Raw genomic sequence first — 25,301 nt, 5'->3', positions numbered from 1 at the left:
AGGACGTCACATGGCGTTTCCCGATCTGCTGGAGCAGTATCCGGAGCTTGCCGAAGGTATCGGCGGCAAGCTGACGGCCAACCAGCCACTGTCTGCGGTCACGTGGTTCCGCACTGGTGGTCCCGCGCAGTTGATGTTCCAGCCGGCGGATGAAGACGACCTTGCTGCCTTCCTGAAAAAGCTTCCGAAAGATGTTCCGGTGCTGCCGGTAGGGCTGGGTTCCAACCTGCTGATCCGTGACGGCGGCCTGAAGGGCGTTGTCATTCGCCTGAGTGCAAAGGGCTTCGGTTCCATCGAGGAAGTCGGCGGTAACAGGTTGAGGGCAGGGGCGGCCGTGCCGGACAAGCGTCTGGCGGAAGCTGCGGCCAAGGCCGGTCTCGGCGGTTTTGCGTTTTACACAGGTATTCCTGGCGGTCTGGGCGGTGCGCTGCGCATGAATGCGGGCGCTCACGGCACGGAAACCCGCGAGCGCATGGTGGAGCTGACCGCGGTCGACCGGGACGGTAACCGCCATGTTCTGACGAATGAGGACATGGGCTATGCCTATCGCCACTCGGAGGCTTCGAAAGACCTGATCTTTACCTCCGCCGTCTTTGAAGGCGTGCCGCAAAACGAAGCCTCGATCCGACAGGAAATGGCCGACGTTGTCGCCCACCGTGAACGGGCGCAGCCGATCCGTGAAAAGACCGGCGGATCCACCTTCAAGAACCCGCCCGGCACGTCGGCATGGAAAGAGGTCGACGCAGCAGGCTGCCGTGGCCTGACCGTCGGTGGAGCGCAAATGTCCGAAATGCATTGCAACTTCATGATCAATACCGGAACGGCCACCGGACATGATCTCGAACTGCTGGGGGAAACCGTGCGCGCGCGCGTGCTGGCGCACAGCGGCATCCGCCTGGAGTGGGAGATCAAGCGCCTGGGTGAATTCGGTTCACAGGGGGCTATCGAGCCATTTCTGGGCAAGGAAGGGGAGGCTGCCTGATGGCAAGCAAACATGTCGCTGTTCTGATGGGGGGCTGGGTTAACGAGCGTCCTGTAAGCCTCGCCAGCGGCAAGGGCTGCGCCGATGCGCTGGAAGAAGCCGGCTACCGGGTCACCAGGGTCGACGTTGACCGCAATATTTCCGCTGTTCTCAAAGATTTGAAGCCCGATGTGGTCTTTAACGCTCTTCACGGTCCCTTCGGCGAGGATGGCTGCGTTCAGGGAATATTAGAAGTTCTTAACATCCCGTACACACATTCCGGTGTGCTCGCCTCGAGCCTTGCAATGAACAAGGTGAAGGCAAAAGCGGTGATGAATGCAGCCGGAATTCCGGTCACGGAACACCTTGTTGTCAACCGCCGGGAGATCACCCGCGAGCATCCGATGAAGCCGCCATATGTGCTGAAACCCATCAACGAGGGATCGAGCTTCGGGGTGCTGATTGTCAAGGAAGATCAAGAGTTTCCGCCACAGGAACTGGGTCGGGAGGACTGGCCTTACCCTGACGTTCTGATGTGCGAAAAATTCATCAGCGGGCGGGAGCTGACCTGTGCCGTCATGGATGATACGGCTCTGGGCGTCATCGACATAGTGCCGTTGGGTCACGGCTTCTACGATTACGACGCAAAATATGCACAAGGCGGTTCAAAACACATTCTTCCTGCAAAAATTTCACCGATTGTTTACCAAACCATAGAGACACTAGCAGTTAAGGCGCATCAGGCTCTGGGTTGCCGCGGTGTTTCCCGCGCCGACTTCCGATTCGATGAAAAGGAAGACGGATCCGGAGAGCTGATTTGCCTAGAAGTGAACACGCAGCCAGGCATGACGCCGACTTCTCTTGTGCCCGAAATGGCGGCCCACAAGGGGATGAGTTTCAAGGACCTGGTCAGCTGGATGGTTGAGGACGCGAGTTGCTGTCGATAAGGCGCAAACATTACCGGGACGCTATGACCCCGCTGGAGGCTGAACTGGCTCCGCGCGGGCGCGGTGTGCCGCGTTTGCACCGCCAGCCGGTGTGGCGTTCGGCCGGGCGCCTGGCAGATCTGCCACGCTGGTCGGGATCTGCTGCTGCGCTGACTTTCTTAACCTTAACAATTGGTTATGGAATAGTCATAGGGGGGCACGGCCGGCTTGTTGCCGACAGTCTCCTGTCCGCTGCTGGTTTCGGCATCGAGGCCGTCAAGCTGTCCGGCCAGCGTGAAATCAACGAGTTCCAGATCCTGGAAGCGCTGGAAATTCACGAGGGTTCCTCGCTCGCCCTGTTCGACGCCAATAGCGCTCGCGAGCGTCTTAACGAGATGGCCTGGGTGAAGAGCGCTTCGGTGATGAAGCTCTATCCGAGCACGCTGCAGATCAACATCGAGGAACGGGTGCCCTATGCGCTGTGGCAGCGCGGCGACATGGTCTCGATCGTAAACGAATCAGGTGACGTGATCACCGACGAGGTGGATGGGCGTTATGCCAATCTGCTGCTTGTCGTGAACCACGGTGCTCAGCGCCGGGCATCCGAGATCAACACCGCGCTGGAGAAGGTCCCGGGCCTGCGTCCGCGCGTGCGCGCGGCGTTCCTGATCAGCGATCGCCGCTGGGACCTGCAGCTTGAGAACGGGATTTCGATCCGCTTGCCCCAAGACAACATCGACGCCGCCTTGGCAGATCTGGTGAAAATGGATGAAGAAAGCGGGCTTCTGTCCCGGGATATCGTTGCCATCGACATGCGTCTGGCAGACCGCGTGACCGTGCGCCTCTCCGACGAGGCTGCCGAACAGCGCAAGGTCATGACGGGCGGCAAGGGCCGCTCAGGCAAAAAGGAGCGTGACACATGAGCCGCTCCGACAACAACCTCTACCTGCCGAAGATGCGGCCGCTGCCGAGCCGTCGTGCCGTCATCATGTCGGTTCTGGACGTGGGCTCCACGAAGGTCTGCTGCCTGATCGCCAAACTGGTGCCGCAGGAAGAAAAGGCAATTCTTTCCAGCCGCTCCCACAAGGTGGAAGTGCTGGGGTACGGTTACCAGCGCTCGCGCGGGATCAAGTCCGGCGTCGTTGTCGACATGGATGCTGCCGAACAGGCCATCCGTCTGGCAGTCGACAGTGCCGAGCGCATGGCCGGCGTGACGGTCGAGTCGCTGATCGCAAACATCAGCTGCGGACGCCTGCAGAGCGAGATCTACAGCGCCAACGTTCCGCTGGCAGGCGACAGTGTGTCTGAAGCCGATATCCAGCGGGTGCTTTCCGCCGGCTCCAGCCACTCGGTGACCGACGGCCGGGCCGTCACACACGCCTTGCCGATCTCCTATTCGCTGGACGGTAGCCGCGGCATCCGCGATCCGCGTGGCATGATGGGCCACAAGCTGGGCGTCGACATGCAGGTGGTGACGGCGGAAGTTCCGCCTGTGCGCAATCTGGAACTGTGCATCAACCGCGGTCACCTTCATGTGGAAACCATGGTGGCGACGCCGTTTGCCAGTGGCCTGTCCACCATCGTGGATGACGAAGCCGAGCTTGGCGTCGCCTGCATCGACATGGGCGGCGGTACGACGACATTGTCGGTCTTCGTCGATGGCCACATGGTGCACCTGGATGCGATTGCCGTTGGCGGCAATCACGTCACCACCGATATCGCCCGCGCTTTCGCAACCCGTCTGCAGGATGCGGAGCGCCTGAAAACCCTTTACGGCTCGCCGCTGGCGTCCAGCTCGGACGATCGTGACATGCTCACGGTACCGCCGCTGGAAAGCGACAGCGACCTGCCGAACCAGATCCCACGCTCGGCGTTGACCCGGGTTATCCGGCCGCGCGTGGAAGAAATCCTTGAACTCGTGAGGGATCGGCTTACGGCGTCCGGCTTTGCCGGGCGTGTCGGTAAGCAGATCGTTCTGACCGGGGGCGCAAGTCAGCTCACGGGTCTTGGAGAAGTTGCGCGTCACATCCTGGGGCGCAACGTCCGTCTTGGCCGGCCTCTAGGCGTCGCCGGTCTTCCCGAGGCTGCCAAAGGTCCGGCTTTTGCCGCCGCTGTCGGTCTCTTGATTTATCCGCAGGTCGCTCAGATCGAACAGTTCGAACACAAGAACCGGAGATCAGGGTGGGGCGGGCAATCTGGTTACCTGGCCCGCGTGGGCCAATGGATCAGGGAAAGCTTCTGACGACATGAGCCAAGAAGACGACATCCAGGAAGTTGAGCTGCCAGAAATGGCAGAGGAGATTAGGGAAGAAGAGGCTACTCCCGTACCGGGGGCGCCAGTGGGTCGCGAGGATAATATGACCATCAACCTGAAGATGCCCGACATTCAGGAGCTGAAGCCACGCATTACGGTCTTCGGCGTCGGCGGCGCGGGCGGAAACGCCGTCAATAACATGATCACTGCAGGTCTCCAGGGCTGCGACTTCGTCGTTGCCAACACGGATGCCCAGGCACTGGCCATGAACCATTCAGACAGGCTCGTCCAGATGGGCGTGGCCGTGACTGAAGGTCTTGGCGCAGGCTCCCAGCCGGAAGTCGGCTGCGCAGCCGCCGAGGAAGTGATCGACGAAATCAACGATCACCTGTCCGGATCGCACATGGTGTTCATCACCGCCGGCATGGGTGGTGGAACCGGCACCGGTGCCGCACCCGTTATCGCACGGGCGGCACGCGAGCAGGGTATACTGACGGTAGGTGTGGTGACCAAACCGTTCCAGTTCGAAGGCGCTCGCCGTATGCGGATCGCCGATTCCGGTATCGAGGAACTGCAGCGGAGTGTCGACACACTGATCGTCATTCCGAACCAGAACCTGTTCCGGATTGCCAATGCCCAGACCACCTTCGCCGACGCATTCGCGATGGCCGACCAGGTGCTCTACTCGGGTGTTGCCTGCATCACTGACCTGATGGTGAAGGAAGGTCTCATCAACCTCGACTTCGCCGACGTTCGCTCCGTGATGCGCGGCATGGGCAAGGCCATGATGGGCACTGGCGAAGCCAGTGGCGAAAAGCGTGCACAGCAGGCGGCGGAAGCTGCCATTGCCAACCCGCTGCTCGACGAATCCTCGATGAAGGGCGCAAGAGGCCTGCTCATCTCCATTACGGGCGGCAACGACCTGACGCTGTTCGAAGTGGATGAAGCGGCTACCCGCATCCGCGAGGAAGTTGACGCCGACGCCAACATCATTCTGGGCGCGACCTTCGACGAGACGCTGGATGGTCTCATCCGCGTGTCCGTCGTTGCAACCGGCATTGACAGGGAGGAAGGCCTTGCGGCCAACACGTTTCCCGGAACAGCATCTCAGCCTGTAAAGGCGGAAGCTCCGGCGGTAAGCCGGACACCGGAAATCAACACTCAGCGCCCGGCCGCTCTGGCTGAAAAGGCTCACGCCGAAAATGCCGCTGCCAAGGCCGTTGCCAATCTGGAACGGGAACTTGCCATTCCGGATCCGCAGCCGGTCGCCGTCGCAAGCGATCCGGCTGTCGAGATCAAGAAGGTGCAGCCGGCAGCAGGTTCGCTTGCAGCCAAGCCGCAGATGCTCGACATCGAAGACGAAGCCCGGGCACCTGTCGCAGAAGACATGCCGGTCAGCCAGCCTTACATTCCGCCGGTTGCCGCCGAGCATAACCCTGCACCGCGCATGCCGCGGGTGGAGGATTTCCCGCCGATCGCTCAGCGTGAAATTCAGGCAAAGCAGCAGACTGCAAATGTAGCCCAGCCTCAGCAGGCCGTTGCCCAGCAGCGTCCTCAGCAGCCTGCTCCGGCACCGAGCTATGAAGAGCACGTCGAAGACGACCGCCGCCCGATGGGGCTGCTGCGTCGCCTTGCAAGCGGCCTTGGCCGTCATCACGAAGAAGATCAGGAACATGACATGGCTGCCGCACCGGTTGCCCGTCCTGCTCCGCAGATGCAGCCGGCCCAGCAGGCCGCCCCGCGTGCGCCCCAGCAACGTCCCGCAGCCCATGGCGCTGCAGGCCAGCTGGACAACACCGGGCGGGCAACGCCGAAGCCGGTAACTGCAACAGAAGACGAACAGTTGGAAATTCCGGCGTTTCTTCGCCGCCAGGCCAACTGATTCGAGACCCGATCATCTTCCCTGATCGTTACAGCCCGGAGTTCACGCTCCGGGCTGTTTCCGTAACGGAACAAATTCCCGTTTTAATTCAGTGATTTGAAAGCCTGTGAATCGTTACAAATCGTAATAAAGCTTTATTTCGCCCAATTGGGGTTCGGGACTATGTTCCCAGCCAACGCGGGATCGTTAAAAGTCCGTAACCCTTTAAGGGCAAATAGAGGGCTTGTTTCCGCCGCAAACCGGAAGGGCAGGGTTTTATGACCGCATATGTTGACCGACAGACGACGCTAGCCGATCAGGTGACCCTGACCGGGATTGGCGTTCATTCGGGCAAACCCGCGTCGATCACTCTCGTACCGGCCGAAGCTGGTGTGGGGATTGTGTTCACCCGCACCGACCAGGAAAACTCCACCGAAGTTCCGGCACTCTGGAACAAGGTATCCGCAACAGCACTTTGCACCGTTCTCGGCGATCCTTCCAGTGAAGGTGTCGCGACCGTTGAACATCTCATGGCTGCTCTTTTCGGCATGGGTGTCGACAACCTGATCGTGGAAATCGACGGTCCGGAAATGCCGGTCATGGACGGCAGCAGCGTTGCGTTTGTCGAAGCAATCGAGCAGATCGGCCTGAAACGCCTGGACCGGGGACGCCGGTACCTGAAGGTGAAGAAGACCGTTCGCGTCGACAACGGCACGGCATGGTGCGAGCTGCACCCCTACAACGGCACCAAGTTCGATATCACCATCGACTTCGATACGCCGCTGATCGGTCGCCAGCAGTTCTCTTCCGACATCACCCCGGAGGTGTTCCGTGACGAGCTTTCCCGTGCGCGCACCTTCGGCTACGTGAAGGATGTCGAGCAGCTTTGGAAGATGGGTTTTGCTCTGGGATCGTCGCTGGAAAATTCCGTGGCGATTGCCGAGGACAAGGTTCTCAATCCGGAAGGCACCCGCTGGCCGGACGAGTTTGCACGTCACAAGGCGCTGGACGCGGTTGGGGACCTGGCTCTTGCCGGTCTGCCGATCCTGGGTCTCTACCGCTCCTACAAGGGCGGGCACAAGATGAACCACGCGATTCTGGTCAAGCTGTTCGAAGATCCGAGCGCGTTCGAAATCGTCGAGTCGCCTGCATTCCGCAAGGTCGGCCAGGTCGACAAGGGCGGTATCGCAGCCGCTGCTGCTTTCGGACCTGACGTCTCCTGATATAATTTTGATCGGCCGCTTTGATGAAGCGGCCGTTTTCTTTTCGGCGGAATTCGGAACCTATTTGGACCGGTTGCCATAAAATTGCTCAAAAAAACCGTCAGATGGCCGATGAGGACGTGACGGGGACCGGTGATTTCCGCTAAACACTCCTGTCGATAAATTTGCAAGGCCGCATGACATGGGCCTTAGGGGCCGGAAAGGTCCGGGAGTATAGGCGTGAACGGAATGGATACTGGTTCTGAAGTGAACAGAGCCAAACACATGAAAACCTTCCTGAGATTGGCCGTTCTGGCTGTACCGCTTGCGCTTGCCGCATGCGGTGGCAAGGACGATCTCGATGAGTTGGCACTCAACGATACGCCGCCGGAAGTTCTGTTCAACGAAGGCCTGTCCCTGCGCGCGCAAGGCAAACTGCGCGATTCGACCCAGAAATTCGAAGAGCTCGACAAGCTCTATCCCTATTCTGAATACTCCAAGAAGTCGCTGGTGAACCTGGCGTTCCTGAACTACTCGCGCGGCAAGTACACGGAAACCGTAACTGCGGCGAAGCGGTTCGTGACGCTCTATCCGGGGGACGAGGATTCAGCCTACATGCTGTATCTCGCCGGTCAGGCCTATTTCCGCCAGATGCCGGACATCACCCGCGACCAGGCCGTGACCCGCAAGGCAGCCGGTGCGTTCAACGAGCTGATCCAGCGCTTCCCGGAATCGGAATATGTGCCGGATGCCGAAAGCAAGCTGCGCATCGTGCATGACCAGCTTGGCGGCAAGGAAATGCAGGTCGGTCGCTTCTACCTGAAAAAGCGCAACTACATCGCAGGGATCAACCGCTTCAAGACGGTTGTCGTCGATTACCAGACCACGCGGCATGTGGAAGAAGCTCTGTTCCGCCTGACCGAAGCCTACTACGCGCTCGGTGTCGTCAACGAAGCGCAGACGGCCGCAGCCGTGCTCGGGCACAACTACCCGGACAGCCAGTGGTACAAGGATGCCTATTCGCTGCTCAACAAGGGTGGGTACGAGCCTTCCGAAGACAGCGGCAGCTGGATCAGCCGCGCCTTCAAGAGCATCTGACGCCTGGTTTAATCCCGAAATGGCTTCAGCCTCGCAAATGAGGTTGAAAAGGCCCAAACAGGCTCTTTCAAGACGCTTCGGTCCTCCTATATGGTGGGCCGAACTTTAAGGAGCATCCCTTCATGCTGGTCGCGCTGTCTATCCGTGACATCGTTCTGATCGACCGTCTTGACCTCGAATTTGCCGCCGGCATGTCGGTTCTCACCGGCGAAACCGGTGCGGGCAAATCCATCCTTCTCGACTCCTTGTCGCTGGCACTCGGCGCGCGTGGTGATGCCGATCTCGTGCGTCATGGCGAGACACAAGGACAGGTGACGGCTGTCTTTGATGTGGCGGCGGATCATCCCGTTCGCATGTTCCTGCGCGAAAACGATGTCGATGACGATGGCGACATCATCCTGCGCCGTATCCAGACCTCCGACGGCCGCACCCGGGCCTTCGTCAACGATCAACCCGTCAGTGCAGGACTGCTGCGCCAGGCGGGCGCGCTCCTGGTGGAAATCCACGGACAGCACGATGACCGTGCCCTGGTTGACCCGGAAAGCCACCGGGCCCTCATTGATGTTTTCGGAGGGCTGACGGCCGAAGCCGAGGCCGTAGCACAGGCCTTTGCCACCTATCGCGCTGCCGACAAGGCAGTGACCGATCACGAGAAACGTATAGAAGCCGCGCGCAACGAGGCTGATTTCCTGCGTGCTGCCGTCGATGAACTGTCGGCCCTCAAGCCGGAAACCGGCGAAGAGGAGCACCTGGCCGCCCGGCGGACGGACATGATGGCGGTCGAAAAGATTGCCGGTGATCTGAACGAAGCCTTTGAAACCTTGAACGGCACTGCGTCGCCTATCCCGGAACTGGCCAGCTTGCTGCGGCGTCTGGAACGCAAGGCCGACCAGGTGCCCAATCTTCTCGGCCAGCCCGTCCGCACGCTTGCCGAGGCGATGGATCTTCTGGAAGAAACCCGCGGCGGACTGGAAAGCGCATTGCGTGAGACCGAATATGATCCGCGCGAACTGGAAGCTGTCGAAGAGCGGCTGTTTGCGCTTCGTGCTGCCTCCCGCAAGTTCTCGGTGCCGGTCGACGAGCTGTCCGCCCTGTGTTCCCGCATGAGCGGTGATCTGGCCGATCTCGATGCGGGTGAAGACAAGTTGGCGGCGCTGGTGAGCGCTGCTGGAAAGGCCCGTGCCGAATACGACAAGAAGGCAGCCAGCCTCTCGGACAAGCGGCGAAAGACAGCCAAGGCACTGGAAAAGGCTGTTGAAATGGAGTTGCCCGACCTCAAGCTGGAGCGGGCAAAATTCATCGTCGAAGTGGAAAGCAATCCGGAAAGCCGCAGCCGTTCGGGCATCGATCAGCTGGAGTTCCATGTCCAGACGAACCCAGGCACGAAGCCGGGACCGATGATGAAGGTCGCGTCCGGTGGTGAGCTTTCCCGTTTCCTCTTGGCACTGAAGGTGTCTCTCGCCGACAAGGGCTCGGCCCCGACGCTGGTTTTTGACGAGATCGACACAGGGGTGGGCGGTGCCGTCGCCGAGGCCATCGGCCTGCGTCTGGCACGACTTGCCGGCAGCGTTCAGGTTCTGACGGTTACCCACGCCCCGCAGGTGGCAGCTCGCGCTGCAGGGCATTTCCTGATCGCCAAGGAAGCGACCAAGAAGGACCGGGTGGCAACGCGCGTTCAGCGTATTGATGAAGACCACCGCAGCGAGGAAATCGCCCGGATGCTCGCCGGCAGCGTTATCACGGAAGAAGCCCGTGCCGCGGCGCGCAGGCTGCTGACGGCTGCTGAATAGGAAATAGGACCGGCGCGGTGGACAAAAAGAGGGCGGGTTAGCCGAAGCTCCCGCCCTGTGGTGCAGTTTTCAAATGAGAAATGGTCTTACGGCTCCTTAACGAGCGGTGCTTCCTTCATGTCAGGCAGCTTCAGTTCACCTTCTCCCAGATTGGGGACATTCAGCTCGATGCTCAGCTCTTCGTCGCTCGTGAAAAAGCCATTGGCATAGAGCAGGCCGCCTGCGATCAGCGCGACGACAAGCGCTCCGGCCATGAACCAGCCAGCGCTGTTGCCGTTCGTCTTCTCGACATAATGCGTTTCACGGTCCTGATAAGCCATTCGTGTCTCCTCATTCCAACATTGACCAGCATCGAGTTTTGCCGGTTCGATGTGCTATCAACGCTTGAGCCCGCCATTCGGTTCCGGTATCCGATTTAATCCGGTCATCAACTCGGCCTGTCCCGCTGACACATTTCGTGAAGACATCATGACTGACACTTCCTTCGCCCAAACCGACATCGACGCCCTGACGCAGGAGGAAGCACAGGTCGAGCTGAAACGGCTGGCGGCGGAAATCGCCGAGCATGACCGCCGCTATCACCAGGAAGATGCCCCGGTGATCTCGGATGCGGACTATGACGCGCTGCGCCGGCGCAACGCGTCCATCGAGGCCCGGTTTCCCAATCTCATTCTTGAAGACGGTCCCTCTGCGCAGGTGGGGGCGGCCCCAGCGTCCGGTTTCGGCAAGATTACTCACCGGGTGCCGATGCTGTCGCTGGACAATGCGTTCAACGATGACGACGTCCGGGACTTCGTCGGCCGCGTGCGCCGGTTTCTGAAGTTCGATCCGCTGATGGGGGCTCTGGCGGTTACCGCGGAGCCGAAGATCGACGGTCTGTCGCTGTCTCTTCGGTATGAAAACGGCACTCTGGTTTACGCCGCAACGCGAGGTGACGGTACCACAGGTGAAAACGTCACCGAGAACGCGAAGACGATCAAGGATATTCCGGAGAATCTGTCCGGCACGGTGCCGGGTGTCGTTGAAGTGCGCGGCGAAGTCTATATGGCGCACAAGGATTTTCAGGCGCTGAACGAGCGCATGGCAGCCAATGGCGGCAAGGTTTTCGCCAACCCGCGCAACGCGGCGGCGGGCTCGTTGCGCCAGCTGAAATCCGAAATCACGGCCTCCCGCCCACTGCGGTTCTTCGCTTATGCCTGGGGCGAGATGAGCGAGCTGCCGGAAGACACCCAGTTCGGCATGGTCAAGCAACTGGAAGCCTGGGGCTTCCAGGTCAATCCGCTGATGAAACGCTGTGAAACCGTGGAAGAGCTTCTCGGGGTCTATCACGGCATCGAGGAAAGCCGTGCCCAGCTCGATTATGATATCGATGGTGTGGTCTACAAGGTCGACCGGCTGGACCTGCAGGAACGCCTCGGCTTTGTCTCGCGGTCACCCCGGTGGGCGATCGCTCACAAGTTCCCGGCCGAACAGGCCTACACCATTCTCAACGACATCGAGATCCAGGTTGGCCGAACAGGTGCCCTGACGCCGGTTGCCAAGCTGGAGCCGATCACGGTGGGCGGTGTCGTCGTTTCAAACGCGACCCTCCACAACGAAGACTATATCAAGGGCATTGGCCAGGACGGAGAGTCGATCCGCGGCGGCAAGGATCTTCGTATCGGTGACACGGTGAAGATCCAGCGTGCCGGCGATGTCATTCCGCAGATTGTCGACATCGATCTGGACAAACGCCCCGATGGGGCGGAAGCCTTCGAGTTTCCGACTGTCTGCCCCGCCTGCGGCAGCCACGCGGTGCGCGAGGAAAAGGAAAAAACCGGGCGCCGCGATGCGGTGCGCCGCTGCACCGGCGGTCTGATTTGCCCGGCCCAGGCAACGGAAAAGCTCAAGCATTTCGTCTCGCGCAATGCCTTCGACATCGAAGGCTTCGGCGACAAGCAGGTCGACGCCTTCTACAAGGAAGGCCTTGTGATGGCGCCGGCGGACATCTTCACGCTGGAGGAGCGGGACAAACGCTCTCTCACGAAGTTGCGCAACCGGGAAGGTTGGGGGGCCGTTTCGGCGAAGAACCTTTTCGAGGCAATCAACGCGCGGCGAGAGATTGACCTTCATCGTTTCATCTTCGCCCTTGGCATCCGTCACGTGGGCGAGGGCAACGCCAAGCTTCTGGCACGTGCCTATGGCTCCTGGGCGATGTTCTACGCTGCCATGAAGGCGGCGCATGACACTGCGGGTGAAGCCTGGACAGAGCTCAATGACATCGACGGCATCGGCCATATCGTTGCCGAGGCGCTGGCGGAGTTCTTTGCCGAGCAACACAATCTCGACCAACTCGACGCGCTTCTGGTCGAGGTGTCACCCAAGGACGCTGAAAAGATCAACGCCTCCGGCTCGCCGGTCGCAGGCAAGACAGTGGTTTTCACCGGCTCGCTGGAACGAATGACCCGCGACGAAGCCAAGGCCATGGCCGAACGCTTTGGTGCCAAGACGGCAGGTTCCGTCTCGAAAAAGACCGACCTGGTGGTGGCCGGTCCTGGTGCTGGTTCAAAGCTGAAAAAGGCCCAGGAGCTGGAGATCGAGGTTATCTCCGAGGATGACTGGTTCGATCTGGTGGGGGCCTGAGCGGGTATTCCCTTCGTGTTTTGTCATCCGGGTTTTTTTGACGAAAGGCCCGAGGCAGAGGCATTTTGTTCCACCGGTGCCTGCGTTTACTGGATCCCCGCCTGCGCGGGGATGACAAAATGGGGAGGTGGGCTCTGTTTTCATTTCACATTACCCCGCCATCCATTGTCATCCCGGTTTGACGCGCAGCGGCAAGACCGGGATCCAGTAACCCCTGTGCTCGCTGGAACCGCAAACCTCTGGGGTTCCTGAAATCTGTCGCGGCTTTGTCAAAGGAGGCGGCCTCACGCAGTTGCCGGTTCAAATAAGAAAAGCCCGCTTCTTGTCCCCACCAAATCGGTCATTCCTGCCTCGCCAGCGCAGGTATGTTGCTATATTGTTCTCAAAACAAGCGCTTGAAACCGGACCAGTAAACCATGACCGACCCGGACGGGTACGACGATTCCTTTGACGATCCATTCCAGCCTATCGGCACGCGGGCGGAGTCCGCGCCTGCTCCCGTGCGGCCGCAAGGAGGGATCGCGGCCAGGGCGATGGCGGCACGGCGGGCACCGGACTATCTGACGGGGCTGAACCCGGAGCAGCGGCTGGCGGTGGAAACGACCGAAGGGCCGGTTCTGGTGCTGGCTGGTGCCGGCACGGGCAAGACCCGCGTTCTGACAACACGCATCGCCCATATCCTGGCAACCGGCTTGGCGCGGCCGTCCGAAATTCTGGCTGTCACGTTCACCAACAAGGCTTCGCGCGAGATGAAGGAACGCATTGCCGGTTTTGTCGGCGGCAATGTGGAAGGCATGGCGTGGCTCGGCACGTTCCACTCCATCTGTGTGAAGATCCTGCGCAAGCATGCCGAACTTGTCGGCTTGAAATCGTCCTTCTCGATCCTCGACACCGACGACCAGATCCGCCTTATCAAGCAGATCATCCAGGCCGAAGGGCTGGACGACAAGCGCTGGACGGCCAAGGCCTTTGCCGGGATGCTGGATGGTTGGAAAAACCGGGCTCTTGGGCCGAAAGACATCCCGGAAGGCGAGGCGCGGGCGTTTGCCAACGGCAAGGGGCGAAAGCTCTACGAGGAATATCAGGAGCGCCTGTCGATCCTGAACGCGGCCGATTTCGGTGACCTGCTTTTGCATGTCATCAAGCTGTTCAAGACCCAGCCGGATGTCCTCAAGGAATATCAGCGCCGCTTCCGCTATATGCTGGTGGACGAATATCAGGACACCAACATCGCGCAGTACCTGTGGCTGCGCCTGCTGGCCCAGGGCAACCCCAATGTCTGCTGTGTCGGTGATGATGACCAGTCGATCTATGGCTGGCGCGGCGCGGAAGTCGATAACATCCTGCGCTTCGAGCATGATTTCAAGGGCGCTGTCGTCATTCGCCTGGAGCGCAATTACCGCTCGACCAGCCATATCCTGGCTGCCGCATCCCACCTGATTGCCTTCAACGAAGGCCGTCTCGGCAAGACGCTGTTCACGGATTTCGAGGAACCCGACCACGACCTGGTGTCGGTGGCCTCCGTCTGGGACAGCGAAGAAGAAGCGCGCACCATCGGCGACGAGATCGAGACGCTTCAGTCGCGAGGTCATTCGCTCAATGAAATGGCGGTTCTGGTGCGGGCATCCTTCCAGATGCGCGAGTTCGAAGACCGGTTTGTCACGTTGGGGCTTAACTACAGGGTCATCGGCGGTCCGCGCTTTTATGAGCGCATGGAAATCCGCGACGCCATGGCCTATTTCCGCTGTGTCGCGCAGCCTGCGGACGATCTGGCGTTTGAGCGCATCGTCAACACGCCCAAGCGCGGTCTTGGCGGTGCGACGCTGAAACTGGTCCATGGCGTTGCCCGGGCAGAGCGCATTCCGCTGATGCAGGCGGCAAGCCAGCTTATCGATACCGAAGAACTGAAGCCGAAGCCACGCAACGCGCTGAAGTCCGTGCTCGACAACTTCGAGCGCTGGCGGCGTCAGCTCGACCAGATGAAACACACCGAACTGGCGGAAATCATCCTCGATGAGAGCGGCTACACCGAGATGTGGCGGCAGGACCGTTCGGCGGAAGCGCCGGGACGCCTCGACAACCTGAAGGAACTGATCCGGTCGATGGACGAATTTGAATCCATGGCCGGTTTCCTGGAGCACATTTCCCTCGTCATGGACCGGGACAGCGCGGATGCGACTGACGCTGTTTCCATCATGACGCTGCACTCGGCCAAGGGGCTGGAATTCGACACGGTTTTCCTGCCAGGCTGGGAAGAGGGGCTGTTTCCCCACCAGCGCGCGCTGGATGAATCCGGTCGCGCCGGTCTGGAGGAAGAGCGCCGGCTGGCCTATGTCGGCATCACCCGAGCGAAGAAGCGCGCAAAACTCTATTTCGCCTCCAACCGGCGCATTCACGGCCTCTGGCAGTCAACCGTTCCCTCACGATTTCTGGATGAGCTGCCGCCGGACCATGTCGAGATTGCCGAAGCTTCGTCCAGCTATGGCGGCTATGGCGGTGGCGGCTACGGACCGTCCCGGTTCGACAGTCATGATCCCTTCGACAAGGGCAGCTACTCCACGCCGGGCTGGCAACGTGCGCAGCGTGCCAAACAGTCCTCCAGCGGATTTTCCGATGGCGGTGGCCGTGGGTATCAGTCCGCGCGGCAAAAGCGTCAGGGGCCCTTGACCATCGAAGGGGAGCTGGTGGCGAAATCCGTCAGTGACACGCCATCGCAATTCTCTCTGGGTGAACGCGTGTTCCACATCAAGTTCGGCTATGGCGCCATCAAGTCGATCGAGGGAAACAAGCTGACCATCGACTTTGAAAAGGCAGGGGTGAAGAAGGTCATCGACAGTTTTGTCGAACGGCACTGACCGGCTGGTTGCAGAAACCAGTCCGGTGAGCTGCTTCCGACGACTACGCTCCAATAGAACCGGGAATAGGGTCTCGCGCCTGATGTGTTTTTGGGTTGGCCCAAAGCCTGAGACACCTTGAGCCTGGGGGCGTACTAGAGATCGACACCTTGCGGTTTGATCAGCATGTCGCGTTCCTTCAGGAAGGGATGTATGCCGACGGCCTCGCGCAGCACTTCCTGGCCCAATTGCACCCTGCCGAGTGTCATGAAGATGATTGCCTTGCCGGACAAGGCGCCAAAGTGCCGTGGTTCCAGGGCAAGGGCGCGTTCGATATCTTCGAGGCTGGCTTCGTAATTACCCTGCAGGAAGAGGATGAAGGCACGCTGGTTCCAGCCTTCCGAGTAATCCGGTGCTTCTTCCACGACCGTGTCGAGCAGTTCCTTCGCACCCTGAAAGTCATAGGACCCTCGTTTACGCATGGCCTCGTCCACCTTCTGCCGGATTTCCGGGGTGGGGGCGGCATCCAGCCAGGTGTGCCAGATGCTATCCTCGATCTTGCTGGCCTCCTCTTCATTCGGAGCGTTCTTCAAGGCTTCAAACAGTTGATCCTGCTCGGACGTTGCCCAGGCGGGGAGGATGAGAAGCTGGAGGCAAAGAAGCGCTGCAACCAGATATCCGGTCACTTGCAGCCAGTTTAGGCGCGAACGGGGGCAAGTCATGGGTGTTTCCTCGCATTTCCCAATGAAATGGGGCAGAGGCCCGGTTTGCCCAGTCCCGGGGCCGTTTCAAGCTGGCATCGCTGGCCGCTTCCCGCTATACCGCACGCCTTGACCCCAACAACCACAGGCGCGAGCGGCGATGAAAACCATCCGGGTACGGATCACGGCTGAAGAACTGGAAGCCAAGCGGATCTCCGAGATCCTTGAACGGGCGTTTGAGGACGACGGCAATCCGGTGACCATCTACGAAGCAACGCCGGACGGACGTTTGTGGGCGGCTGAAATTCTTCTGTTCGACATGGAGCCGGAAGAGGCGGCTGCGACGGTGCGCGACCGTGTCGGCGCCGATGCATTTGCCGCGCCGCTGGAAGCAGAAGAACTGCCGGATATCAATTGGGTCGAGAAGAGCCTGGAAGGCCTGAAGCCGGTAAAGGCCGGTCGTTTCGTTGTTCACGGCAGCCACGATAGGGACAAGGTTCCAGGTGGGGCCATCGGCATCGAGATCGAAGCTGCGCTTGCCTTCGGAACCGGTCACCATGGCACGACCGCGGGTTGCCTGGAGGAAATCGACAGGCTTTTGTCCATGCGCGCGTATGACAGCATTCTCGATCTTGGAACGGGAACAGGCGTGCTTGCAATCGCAGCTGCGCTTCAATCCCGCCAGTTGGTACTTGCAACCGATATCGACCCTGTTGCGACGAAAACGGCGCTGGAAAACGCCCGGCTCAACGGTGCGGGGCATCTTGTTCGTGGGTTTACCGCCAACGGAATTGAAGACCGCCGCTTCCGTCTCTTTGGTCCGTTCGATCTGGTAATCGCCAACATCCTGGCGCGGCCGCTGATGAAGATGGCGAAGTCCATTGGTGAACGCATGACGCCGACCGCAACCCTCGTGCTGTCCGGTCTCAGGGTGGAAGACGGTCCCCGGATCCTGTTCGCCTACGGCTGTCAGGGGTTCATTCTGGACAGGCGCGGCGAAAAGGACGGCTGGTTGACGCTTACACTTGTGCGGGGACGTAAACAGGCCTGACTGCGTCCGCCATCTGCCAGGAAACAGCGATGATCATGTCCTCGCCTGCAAGGCGCTTGTCGTCGCCAGGCTCCGCAGGATGAGAGAAGGGGAGTGCCGTTTCTTTTATTCTGGTGCCTGGAAATCTTGACTGCAGATACAAAAAGACCCGCCGAAATTTTCGGCGGGTCTTTTCTTGTGCACAGTGGTTTTTACTTAAACCGTCCTGAGCCCCTTAGAACGCGCTGGTAGAGGTGCCTTCGCGCTCGAGCTGGGCGCGGTCGTAGCCGTGGGAGGCCAGGGTCGCGTCGTCCAGTGACAGCAGGTAGCCGTTGACATAGCGGCGTGCCTGGATGGAGCGGGCTTCAATCATGCGGTCGAAAGCGCGGCGCATGAAGCTGCCGCCGGCGCGGGTCGAGGTGGTTGTTTTCATGGTCATCGTGGTCATTCCCATTTGAAGTTTAAGAGCTTCCCTAGGGAGAAACGTCTTTTTTCTTGTCTGAACCCTATATGCGCTTTTGCCGGGACCTCAGGTAGGCCTCGAAACGCATGCCAGCCTTGCGCTCTTCGCATATGCGAAAGATTTTGCTGCAATGCAAAATATGAGGAAGATAATGCTGCTGAACCAATTCAAGCGGAATAATTATCCAGCTTGATCGGATGGGGCCGCGAAATTATCTTGCGGCCATGTTCCAGACCTTTGACGATCTCAGTGATCCTTCCTGTGGCGCGCCGCATGCGGCGCTTCTCAGAGCCGAACTCTCCCGCCGTGGTCTCGACGGCTTTCTCGTGCCGCGCGCCGATGCGCATCAGGGCGAATATGTGCCGCCGCATGATTGCCGCCTCCAGTGGCTGACAGGCTTTACGGGATCTGCCGGCATGGCGGGGGTTCTGGGGGAAGAAGCCGCTATTTTCGTTGACGGCCGATACACCATTCAGGTGCGTGACCAGGTCGACATGGCGGTCTTTCCGGCGCGCCATCTTGTCAATGAGCCCGTGACCGACTGGCTGGCCGAACGACTGCAGCCGGGGCAGAAGCTGGGCATCGATGCCATGCTGCACACGGTGCGAGAGGTTCGCCGTCTCGAGGAGATTTGTGAGTCGGCCGGAGCCACTTTGATCAAGCTGAACGACAACCCGGTTGACAGTGTCTGGAAGGACCGTCCGGAGCCGCCGCTTGGTCAGGTTTCGCTCTATCCGGTTGAGCTTGCCGGACGCGGTGCGAAGGACAAGATTGCCGAAATCCAGTCGGCCCTCGCAGACAAGAAGGCGGATGCCTGCGTGCTGACACAGCCCGACTCGATTGCCTGGCTGTTCAATATCCGTGGGTCTGACGTCACCCATACGCCGTTGCCGCTTTCCTTCGCCACGGTTCCGGCAGAAGGCAAGCCGTCCCTGTTCATTGATGGCCGCAAGTTGTCCAATTCCGTTCGCGATGCACTCGCCGATCTGACGGACCTCAGTGAACCGGCTGATTTCAAGCCGGGGCTGGAGGGTCTCGGCAAGGCTGGTGCCAGGGTGATGATTGATCCGGGCCTGGCGGGGATCGGCATCGCCGACGCCATTACCAACGCAGGTGGAACCTTGCTGGAAGCGCAAGACCCGATCCTGCTGCCGAAGGCGATCAAGAACGAGACGGAACTGAAAGGCGCTCGCACCGCGCATGTCCGCGATGCAGCTGCTTTCGTCAATTTTCTGTGCTGGTTTGACGAAGTTGCCCCAAAGGGCGATCTCGATGAGATCGCCGCTGCGGAAAAGCTTGAACAGTTCCGCCAGGAAACCGGCGTTCTGAAGGATATTTCCTTCGATACGATTTCCGGTGCGGGCCCGAACGGGGCGATTTGCCATTACAGGGTCAGCCGGTCCAGCAATCTCAAGATCCCGGTCGGCAAACCGTTCCTGATCGATTCGGGTGCCCAGTACGAAGACGGTACCACCGACATCACCCGCACACTTGCGGTCGGCGAGGTCGGCACGGAGATGAAGAAGCACTACACGCTGGTGCTGAAGGGACATATTGCGATCTCGACGGCAAAGTTCCCGGAAGGCACCACGGGTGCGCAGCTCGATACGCTTGCCCGGATCGATCTGTGGAAGGCCGGTCTTGATTTCGACCATGGCACCGGTCACGGCGTCGGTGCCTACCTCAGTGTTCACGAAGGACCACAGCGCATTGCCAAAACCGGCACGGTGCCGCTGAAACCGGGCATGATCCTGTCGAATGAGCCAGGCTACTATCCGGCGGGCGAATACGGCATCCGGATCGAAAACCTGGAAGTCGTCACGCCTGCGCGTGATTTGCCGGGTGGGGAACGCCCGATGCTCGGCTTCGAAACGATTACCCTTGTACCCATGGATCTTCGGTTGATTGAGCCTGCTCTGCTGACGGTGGCCGAGCGCGACTGGTTGAACCGGTATCATGAGAGGGTCCGCGCCGAGATCGGTCCGCTTGTAGGCGCGAAAGAGCGGATCTGGCTGGAACAGGCGACAAAAGCGATCTAAAAGATCCTGGAGGCCGGTTTCGACCGGCCTTCCTATTTTGAATTCTTGTTTATCGAGCTGAGGTTTTCAATGCGCGCCGCGGATGTTCTCAAGATGCCGCTCTATGCTGCCGAGCTGGCAACCGGAGCCAAGTCGTTTCGGGACAACCCGCTGATTGGCAGCCGCCGGCTGAACGAGGCCGGGTTGCACGCCAAGCGCATCAAGCTGGCGGAATCCATGGCGGATTCGCGCCGCCGCAGGTTGGAGCACCTGCTTCCGGAAGCTGATCGTGCTGCTTATGCAAGAGACGGATTTATCGCCACCCGCAACCTTCTGCCGGAAGATGAACTGGCGGCGCTGCGCAAGGAAGTCGAAACAACGCGCTTCGATGCCTGGGACATGCGCCAGGGCAATGCCGTCACGCGGTTCGTTCCCCTGCCGCCCAGTGTGCTTGCAGATTTGCCTCATCTGAAGGCCTTTGTCTGGAGCAAGCCGTTCCAGAACGGTCTGCGTTATGTCGGTTCGACCAATGGTGATCCACTGGTCTACCTGCATATCGTCATGACCAATCCGGACACCAAGCGGAAGGCCGACCCGCAAACGGCGTTCCATTCCGACACCTTCCACCAGACCGCGAAATCGTGGTTCTTTCTCTATGACATCGATGATGCCGAGGGACCTTTCACGTATATTCCCGGATCGCACCGGCTGACGCCGGAACGGCTGGAATGGGAACGTGAACAGAGCCTGTCGGCCTGTGGCGACAAGAACACGCTGCATGCTCGCGGTTCCTTCCGCCTTGCTCCGGAAGAACTGGGTCGGCTGAAATATCCCGAGCCGGTGAGGTTCGCAGTTCCCGGCAACACGCTGGTCGTTGCCGATACCCACGGCTTTCATGCCCGTGCCGCCAGTAAGCGGCCGTCGGTACGCGTGGGCATTTATGGCTCGCTGCGCCGAAATCCATTCCTGCCGTGGGCGGGGCTTGACCCGTTCGATCTGCCAGGCATCAGGGGGCGCCAGGCCCGGTTCTACATGGCCCAGAAGGATCTGCAATTCCGTCTGAAAGGCAAGGCATCGCATCGCTATGCGGGCAAGATCCTGGTAACGGAACCTTCGAAATTCTGACCTTGCGGACTATCCTCTAGGCGGAATTCCTGCAGGTCTCCGTTAGTGGTGCTCTTCCTCGTTGGCCTTGATCAGCTCCGAGTTGAAGTGATTGAGCGCCTTTACGTGGCGCGCCTGTCCGACGATCCTGGTTGCATCTTTGGTGCTGACGACGGGAAGCAATGCTTCTCCGCAGGAATCGAAGCTTTTCAGTGCGCTTTCAAGCGAGTCTGTATCATGAAGGTAGCTGCCGTCCTGACCGGGCCGGAAAATGCAATCCTCCTCATTGGCCGGGGGAGGGTCCATGAAATCCTTCACCTTGACCGTTTCTCCCAGAAAGCGGTGGATGCCGTCATTCACGAAATAGCCGCGCAAGCCAAGCAGCCAGTGGAAATAGGATTTGCCATGAACGGCCTGCGTCAGGCCCGTTGCGATCGACACGGTCAGCAGCAGGGCGATCGAGAGCGTGTAGCCGCCGGTCAATTCGAAAACGATCATGGTTGTTGAAAAGGGCGCGCCGAGAACTGCTGCTGCAACGGCCCCCATTCCCAGGATCGCGTATAGCCCCTCGCTTGAAGCCAGTTCGGGAAAGACGGAGGCGGCAATCAGCCCGAAGGCGCCTCCGGTCATTGCGCCGAGATAGAGCGATGGCGAGAAGATGCCGCCGCCAAAACGGGACGCCAGAGTGATCGCGGTCGCGGCTGTTTTCGCAAACAGCAGAGCGAACAGCATCGCAAGGGGCAGTTGGTCCTTGAGGGCGGCGTCCGTGGTCTCGTAGCCGACGCCAAGCACGTCGGGAAAGACCAGAGCAATGAGCCCGACCGCGAAACCGCCGACAACAGGCCGCAGCCAGACCGGCATCGAAATGTTCCGGGCAACCCAATCCGTTCCGATCAATGCAAACTGGAACAGGATTGCCACGAGGGCGGAAACCAGGCCCAGAAGCGCAAAAGCGGGAAATTCCCAATAGGAGGTAATCTGGTGTCCCGGGATGACGAAGGCGGCAACGTCACCGAACCAGAGCCGGGAGAATACGGTTCCCGTAACGGCGGCAATCGCGATGGGCGAAATGGCCGACATCGCATAGTGCCCGAGAATGACTTCGTGTGCGAACAGAACGCCTGCGATAGGCGCGTTGAAAGAGGCGGATACCGCACTGGCAACGCCGCAGGCCAGCAGAATGCGATGCGCGGAATCCGGCAGCTGAAACAGGCGTCCGACCGATGCACCGATGGTTGCTCCCAGGTGCACGACGGGGCCTTCACGCCCGGCACTGGCGCCGGAGCCGAGCGACAACGCCGTGATTAGGGCTGATGATATGCCCGGCCAGAACGGCAGCCCGCGTCCGCCTTTGACACGAGCCTCGATCACGTCCGCCACGCTGAACGTTCTTTGCATCGGTTGCATGTACTGAAGCAGCAGGCCAACCAGCAATCCGCCAATGGTGGGCCCGGCAACGATCATGTACCACGGCAGTGTCGCGGCGGCGCTGACGACACGTTCCGTCGCCGTGCCAAGCCAGGGCAGCTGCACCAGGCTGATGATCTCACGGAAGATAATGGCCGCCCAGGAGACGAAAGATCCGATCAGAAGGGCAAGCAGCCAGACGATATGGCTTTTCTGGCGCAGAAATTCCCTGAAGTTGAACCCGATGCCAGCGAGAAGCCCGGCGATGCCGGAACGAATGGAAGGGGCGAGCCTGTAAAGAAAGTTCAATCGGTCTGGCATTTGGTCGGCGTGACTCAACTGAGATTAAAAGCCAATCTGAATTACGGCCCCATTTTACGGAGGAACCGCGTCACTTCACCGTCAAAATTGAAAAAATCCGGCTTGTCCCTTGATTTTCATGTGTTCAGGTTTAAGGAAAGGGGGTCGAAGCCTTCAGGCCATGTCGCCATCCCGGTCGCCTAGACCGGCTGTTTTGGGCTCCGGCAAATCGCCAGAAGTAGCCCTCTCAGCCAAGAAGTGTTGGCCTGCCATGTCCGTTGTTGAACCGTCCGATACACCGTCACTGTCCGGTGACGGCCCCCCAGACGCGCGCGAAGAACGCGTATTTTCTGTGCCCATGTTGTGTCTTGTGGCGTTCTTTATCGGGATCGTCGCGGCCATTGGCGCGGTTTTCTTCCGATATCTGATCTCGGTCGTTCACAATCTTTTCTACTACGGAAAATTTTCGACCGTTTACGACGCCAACCAGTTTGCCGATGCCAGTCCTCTTGGCGCTCTGGTCATTCTCGTACCCGTCGTCGGTGGTTTGATCGTGGTGTTTCTGGTGAAGACCTTCGCTCCGGAGGCCAAGGGACACGGCGTGCCGGAGGTGATGTTCGCGGTCTACCACAAGAAGGGCGACGTTCGGGGCGTGGTGGCGCTGGTGAAATCCTTTGCCTCGGCGATCTCCATCGGAACCGGTGCATCCGTCGGCCGTGAGGGGCCGATCATCCAGATCGGAGCTTCCTTCGGTTCGACGATCGCCCGGGCGCTGCATTTGCCGCGCTGGCAAAAGATCACGCTGCTTTCTGCTGGGGCAGGGGCGGGGATTGCCGCTACCTTCAACACGCCGCTTGGCGGGGTGCTCTTTGCTGTCGAGATGCTGTTGCCCGAGGTCAGCAACCGGACATTCCTGCCCGTGGTCGTTGCCACGGCGACAGCCACATACGTCGGCCGGATTGCCTTTGGTCTCGACCCGGCCTTTATCGTGCCGATCTCCGCGGAAGAGGCTATTGAAGCCATCGCACCGATCCAGCTGGGCGCCTATGCACTGCTCGGCGTCCTGGCCGGCATTGCCTCCTGGGCTTTCATTCGCACGCTCGCCTGGTGCGAGGACCTGTTCCCCAAGCTCCCGGGAAATGATTACACCCAGAACATCATCGGCATGCTGATCATCGGCACGCTCAGCTATGTTTTGATGCTCACCACGGGGCATTACCACACCGCAGGCGTCGGCTATGCCACGATCCAGGATATCCTGAACTCGACCCCTTATACGTTCATACTGCTGGCTGTTCTCTTCATTGCGAAAATCATCGCGACATCGATCAGCCTTGGTGCGGGGGCATCCGGCGGTGTCTTCTCGCCGTCGCTGTTTATCGGTGCGACGCTTGGCGGAATGGTCGGTGTCCTGTGTTCCTACCTGTTCCCGGACAGCGGATTTACGGCGGTGGAATTCGCCCTTGTTGGCATGGGAGCGCTCGTGGGCGGTGCAACCGGCGCATCGATGACTGCCATCGTGATGATCTTCGAGATGACCCGGGACTATAACGTCATCGTACCGCTGGTTCTGGCGGTCGCGATTGCGGTCGGTGTCCGGCGCTGGCTGATCAAGGACAACATCTACACGGTCAAGCTGCGCCATCGCGGCAAACCGATTCCGCTCAACCGGCACACCAACATGTATCTGGTGCAGCCGATCAAGGAAGTGATGGCAAAGAACTTCGTGATCCTGCCGCTCGATACACCTGTCCAGGAAGCGATTTCCGCCGTGAGTGCCGATGGTGGATCTCACATCATCGCGTCCGACGGGCCCCGGATTGCCGGCTTTGTGCGCCTCGGCACCATTCCTTATCAGGCCGACCGCTTCGCCGGGCAAACGCTGCGCGCGATCCTCTCAAGCGATTTCGTGATTGCACCGGCAACCAACATCATGAATTCGGTGATCACGCGCATGAACAACCGCAACCGCAGTTGCGCGATCATCGTGTCGGGCGATGGCCGTATTCCGCGTCCGGATGATGTGGTCGGGGTGGTCGATTCCAAGGAAATCGCCGGCGTCGTCGTCTCCAACCACTACGGCTGAGGCCATCGGTTCGGATGTCAGCCCGTGGAGTGGTTTGCCGCTCCACGGGCTTTTGTTTTTGCGTCGATCAGTTGCTCAGGGCTTCTTGCGGATCTCGATATGGCGTCCCGCCCGTTCCGGGCGCGGCAGACTGGCATGAGCTTGCGACAGGGCCGTCAGGTTGGCCGCAATGTCCTCTGGCCAGGGAGCGACCTTGCGGGCGTTCATGTCGACATGAAGACTGAGTTGTTCGGATGTCGCCGACAGCCAGCCTTCCTCTGCGTGGCGCAGTTCCTGATAGAAATGCGCGCGCTTGGCGTCGAAATCGACAAGCTGAAGCGTCGCGATCACCTTCATGCCGGCGCTGAGTTCGCGCAGGTAGCACACATGCACCTCTGCGGTGAAGAACGAGCCACCACGGGTCTTCACATAGTCGGGACCCATGCCGAGACGGTGAAAGACCTCATCGACAGCCGTATCGAACAGGACGTTGTAATAGGCCATGTTCAGATGGCCGTTGTAATCGATCCAGTCGTCCCTAACCGTCATGATTTCGCTTTCCACCGGCTTTGCGTCCCAAGTCACCTTCACAATCCTCCTTGCGCCATTGTGTCCAACCTTGCGGGAAATGCCCATTAGGCTTTGACCTTTCGGGCCGGGGCTAA

The 25,301-nt window shown here is 59.8% G+C and carries 19 protein-coding genes; 14 read left to right on the top strand and 5 right to left on the bottom strand.

What is annotated here, in order from left to right:
- The first annotated feature begins 10 nt into the window (after positions 1 to 10).
- From murB to recN, 8 genes are all read left to right on the top strand, one after another.
- Complete coding sequence (murB, locus tag HCG46_RS03070; protein WP_168684553.1) at positions 11 to 982, top strand: UDP-N-acetylmuramate dehydrogenase; 972 nt, start codon at positions 11 to 13, stop codon at positions 980 to 982.
- Positions 982 to 1,908, top strand: a complete 927-nt coding sequence (locus tag HCG46_RS03065; RefSeq protein ID WP_023000496.1) for a D-alanine--D-alanine ligase — start codon at positions 982 to 984, stop codon at positions 1,906 to 1,908. Before murB ends, HCG46_RS03065 begins: the two co-directional genes overlap by 1 nt.
- A 23-nt stretch (positions 1,909 to 1,931) precedes the next feature.
- Positions 1,932 to 2,810, top strand: a complete 879-nt coding sequence (locus tag HCG46_RS03060) for a cell division protein FtsQ/DivIB (RefSeq protein WP_023000497.1) — start codon at positions 1,932 to 1,934, stop codon at positions 2,808 to 2,810.
- Positions 2,807 to 4,129, top strand: a complete 1,323-nt coding sequence (gene ftsA, locus HCG46_RS03055; protein WP_023000498.1) for a cell division protein FtsA — start codon at positions 2,807 to 2,809, stop codon at positions 4,127 to 4,129. The genes HCG46_RS03060 and ftsA overlap by 4 nt, the downstream gene beginning before the upstream one ends.
- A gap of 115 nt (positions 4,130 to 4,244) precedes the next feature.
- Entirely contained in the window at positions 4,245 to 6,023 is a 1,779-nt protein-coding gene (ftsZ, locus tag HCG46_RS03050) for a cell division protein FtsZ (RefSeq protein ID WP_062491483.1), read from the top strand.
- A 257-nt stretch (positions 6,024 to 6,280) separates the two neighbouring features.
- Positions 6,281 to 7,225: a UDP-3-O-acyl-N-acetylglucosamine deacetylase gene (gene lpxC, locus HCG46_RS03045; protein ID WP_168684551.1), complete on the top strand. Its 945-nt coding sequence runs from the start codon at positions 6,281 to 6,283 to the stop codon at positions 7,223 to 7,225.
- Positions 7,226 to 7,453: 228 nt separating this feature from the next.
- Entirely contained in the window at positions 7,454 to 8,302 is an 849-nt protein-coding gene (locus HCG46_RS03040; protein ID WP_051990129.1) for an outer membrane protein assembly factor BamD, read from the top strand.
- A gap of 122 nt (positions 8,303 to 8,424) precedes the next feature.
- Positions 8,425 to 10,092 (top strand): DNA repair protein RecN, encoded by a 1,668-nt coding sequence (recN, locus tag HCG46_RS03035; RefSeq protein WP_168684549.1) that lies wholly within the window; start codon positions 8,425 to 8,427, stop codon positions 10,090 to 10,092.
- Between the two features lie 86 nt (positions 10,093 to 10,178).
- On the opposite strand, the gene HCG46_RS03030 is transcribed toward recN, so the two are convergent.
- Positions 10,179 to 10,412: a hypothetical protein gene (locus HCG46_RS03030; protein ID WP_168684547.1), complete on the bottom strand. Its 234-nt coding sequence runs from the start codon at positions 10,410 to 10,412 to the stop codon at positions 10,179 to 10,181.
- Positions 10,413 to 10,560: 148 nt separating this feature from the next.
- On the opposite strand from HCG46_RS03030, the gene ligA reads away from it, so the two are divergent.
- Both ligA and HCG46_RS03020 read left to right on the top strand, forming a co-directional pair.
- On the top strand, positions 10,561 to 12,714 hold the full coding sequence (ligA, locus tag HCG46_RS03025) for an NAD-dependent DNA ligase LigA (protein WP_168684545.1): 2,154 nt from the start codon (positions 10,561 to 10,563) through the stop codon (positions 12,712 to 12,714).
- A gap of 416 nt (positions 12,715 to 13,130) precedes the next feature.
- Complete coding sequence (locus tag HCG46_RS03020) at positions 13,131 to 15,569, top strand: UvrD-helicase domain-containing protein (RefSeq protein ID WP_168684543.1); 2,439 nt, start codon at positions 13,131 to 13,133, stop codon at positions 15,567 to 15,569.
- A 134-nt stretch (positions 15,570 to 15,703) separates the two neighbouring features.
- Here the strand turns inward: HCG46_RS03020 and HCG46_RS03015 are convergent, their stop codons facing one another.
- The gene (locus HCG46_RS03015; RefSeq protein WP_168684541.1) at positions 15,704 to 16,270 is read right to left on the bottom strand and encodes a tetratricopeptide repeat protein; all 567 of its coding nucleotides are present in this window, start codon (positions 16,268 to 16,270) and stop codon (positions 15,704 to 15,706) included.
- A 139-nt stretch (positions 16,271 to 16,409) separates the two neighbouring features.
- On the opposite strand from HCG46_RS03015, the gene HCG46_RS03010 reads away from it, so the two are divergent.
- The gene (locus HCG46_RS03010; protein ID WP_023000508.1) at positions 16,410 to 17,300 is read left to right on the top strand and encodes a 50S ribosomal protein L11 methyltransferase; all 891 of its coding nucleotides are present in this window, start codon (positions 16,410 to 16,412) and stop codon (positions 17,298 to 17,300) included.
- 214 nt (positions 17,301 to 17,514) lie between these two features.
- On the opposite strand, the gene HCG46_RS03005 is transcribed toward HCG46_RS03010, so the two are convergent.
- Positions 17,515 to 17,718 carry a hypothetical protein gene (locus HCG46_RS03005; protein ID WP_051990144.1) on the bottom strand — a complete coding sequence of 68 codons (204 nt, stop codon included), beginning with the start codon at positions 17,716 to 17,718 and terminating at the stop codon, positions 17,515 to 17,517.
- Positions 17,719 to 17,966: 248 nt separating this feature from the next.
- Between HCG46_RS03005 and HCG46_RS03000 the strand changes: the two genes are divergently transcribed.
- A complete protein-coding gene (locus HCG46_RS03000) occupies positions 17,967 to 19,781 on the top strand; it encodes an aminopeptidase P family protein (protein ID WP_168684539.1) in 1,815 nt (604 codons plus the stop codon).
- 69 nt (positions 19,782 to 19,850) lie between these two features.
- Positions 19,851 to 20,885: a phytanoyl-CoA dioxygenase family protein gene (locus tag HCG46_RS02995; protein ID WP_023000511.1), complete on the top strand. Its 1,035-nt coding sequence runs from the start codon at positions 19,851 to 19,853 to the stop codon at positions 20,883 to 20,885.
- Between the two features lie 42 nt (positions 20,886 to 20,927).
- On the opposite strand, the gene HCG46_RS02990 is transcribed toward HCG46_RS02995, so the two are convergent.
- Entirely contained in the window at positions 20,928 to 22,592 is a 1,665-nt protein-coding gene (locus HCG46_RS02990; RefSeq protein ID WP_023000512.1) for a chloride channel protein, read from the bottom strand.
- A gap of 250 nt (positions 22,593 to 22,842) precedes the next feature.
- Between HCG46_RS02990 and HCG46_RS02985 the strand changes: the two genes are divergently transcribed.
- On the top strand, positions 22,843 to 24,657 hold the full coding sequence (locus HCG46_RS02985) for a chloride channel protein (protein WP_023014552.1): 1,815 nt from the start codon (positions 22,843 to 22,845) through the stop codon (positions 24,655 to 24,657).
- Between the two features lie 75 nt (positions 24,658 to 24,732).
- Here the strand turns inward: HCG46_RS02985 and HCG46_RS02980 are convergent, their stop codons facing one another.
- Positions 24,733 to 25,185, bottom strand: a complete 453-nt coding sequence (locus tag HCG46_RS02980; protein ID WP_197923246.1) for a thioesterase family protein — start codon at positions 25,183 to 25,185, stop codon at positions 24,733 to 24,735.
- Positions 25,186 to 25,301 lie beyond the last annotated feature (116 nt).

Origin of the sequence: Labrenzia sp. PO1 (assembly GCF_012273635.1) — a bacterium.
GTDB classification, from domain to species: domain Bacteria; phylum Pseudomonadota; class Alphaproteobacteria; order Rhizobiales; family Stappiaceae; genus Roseibium; species Roseibium algicola.
The sequence above is the reverse complement of the archived record's forward strand: the minus strand, read 5'-3'. Positions and strand labels throughout refer to the sequence as shown.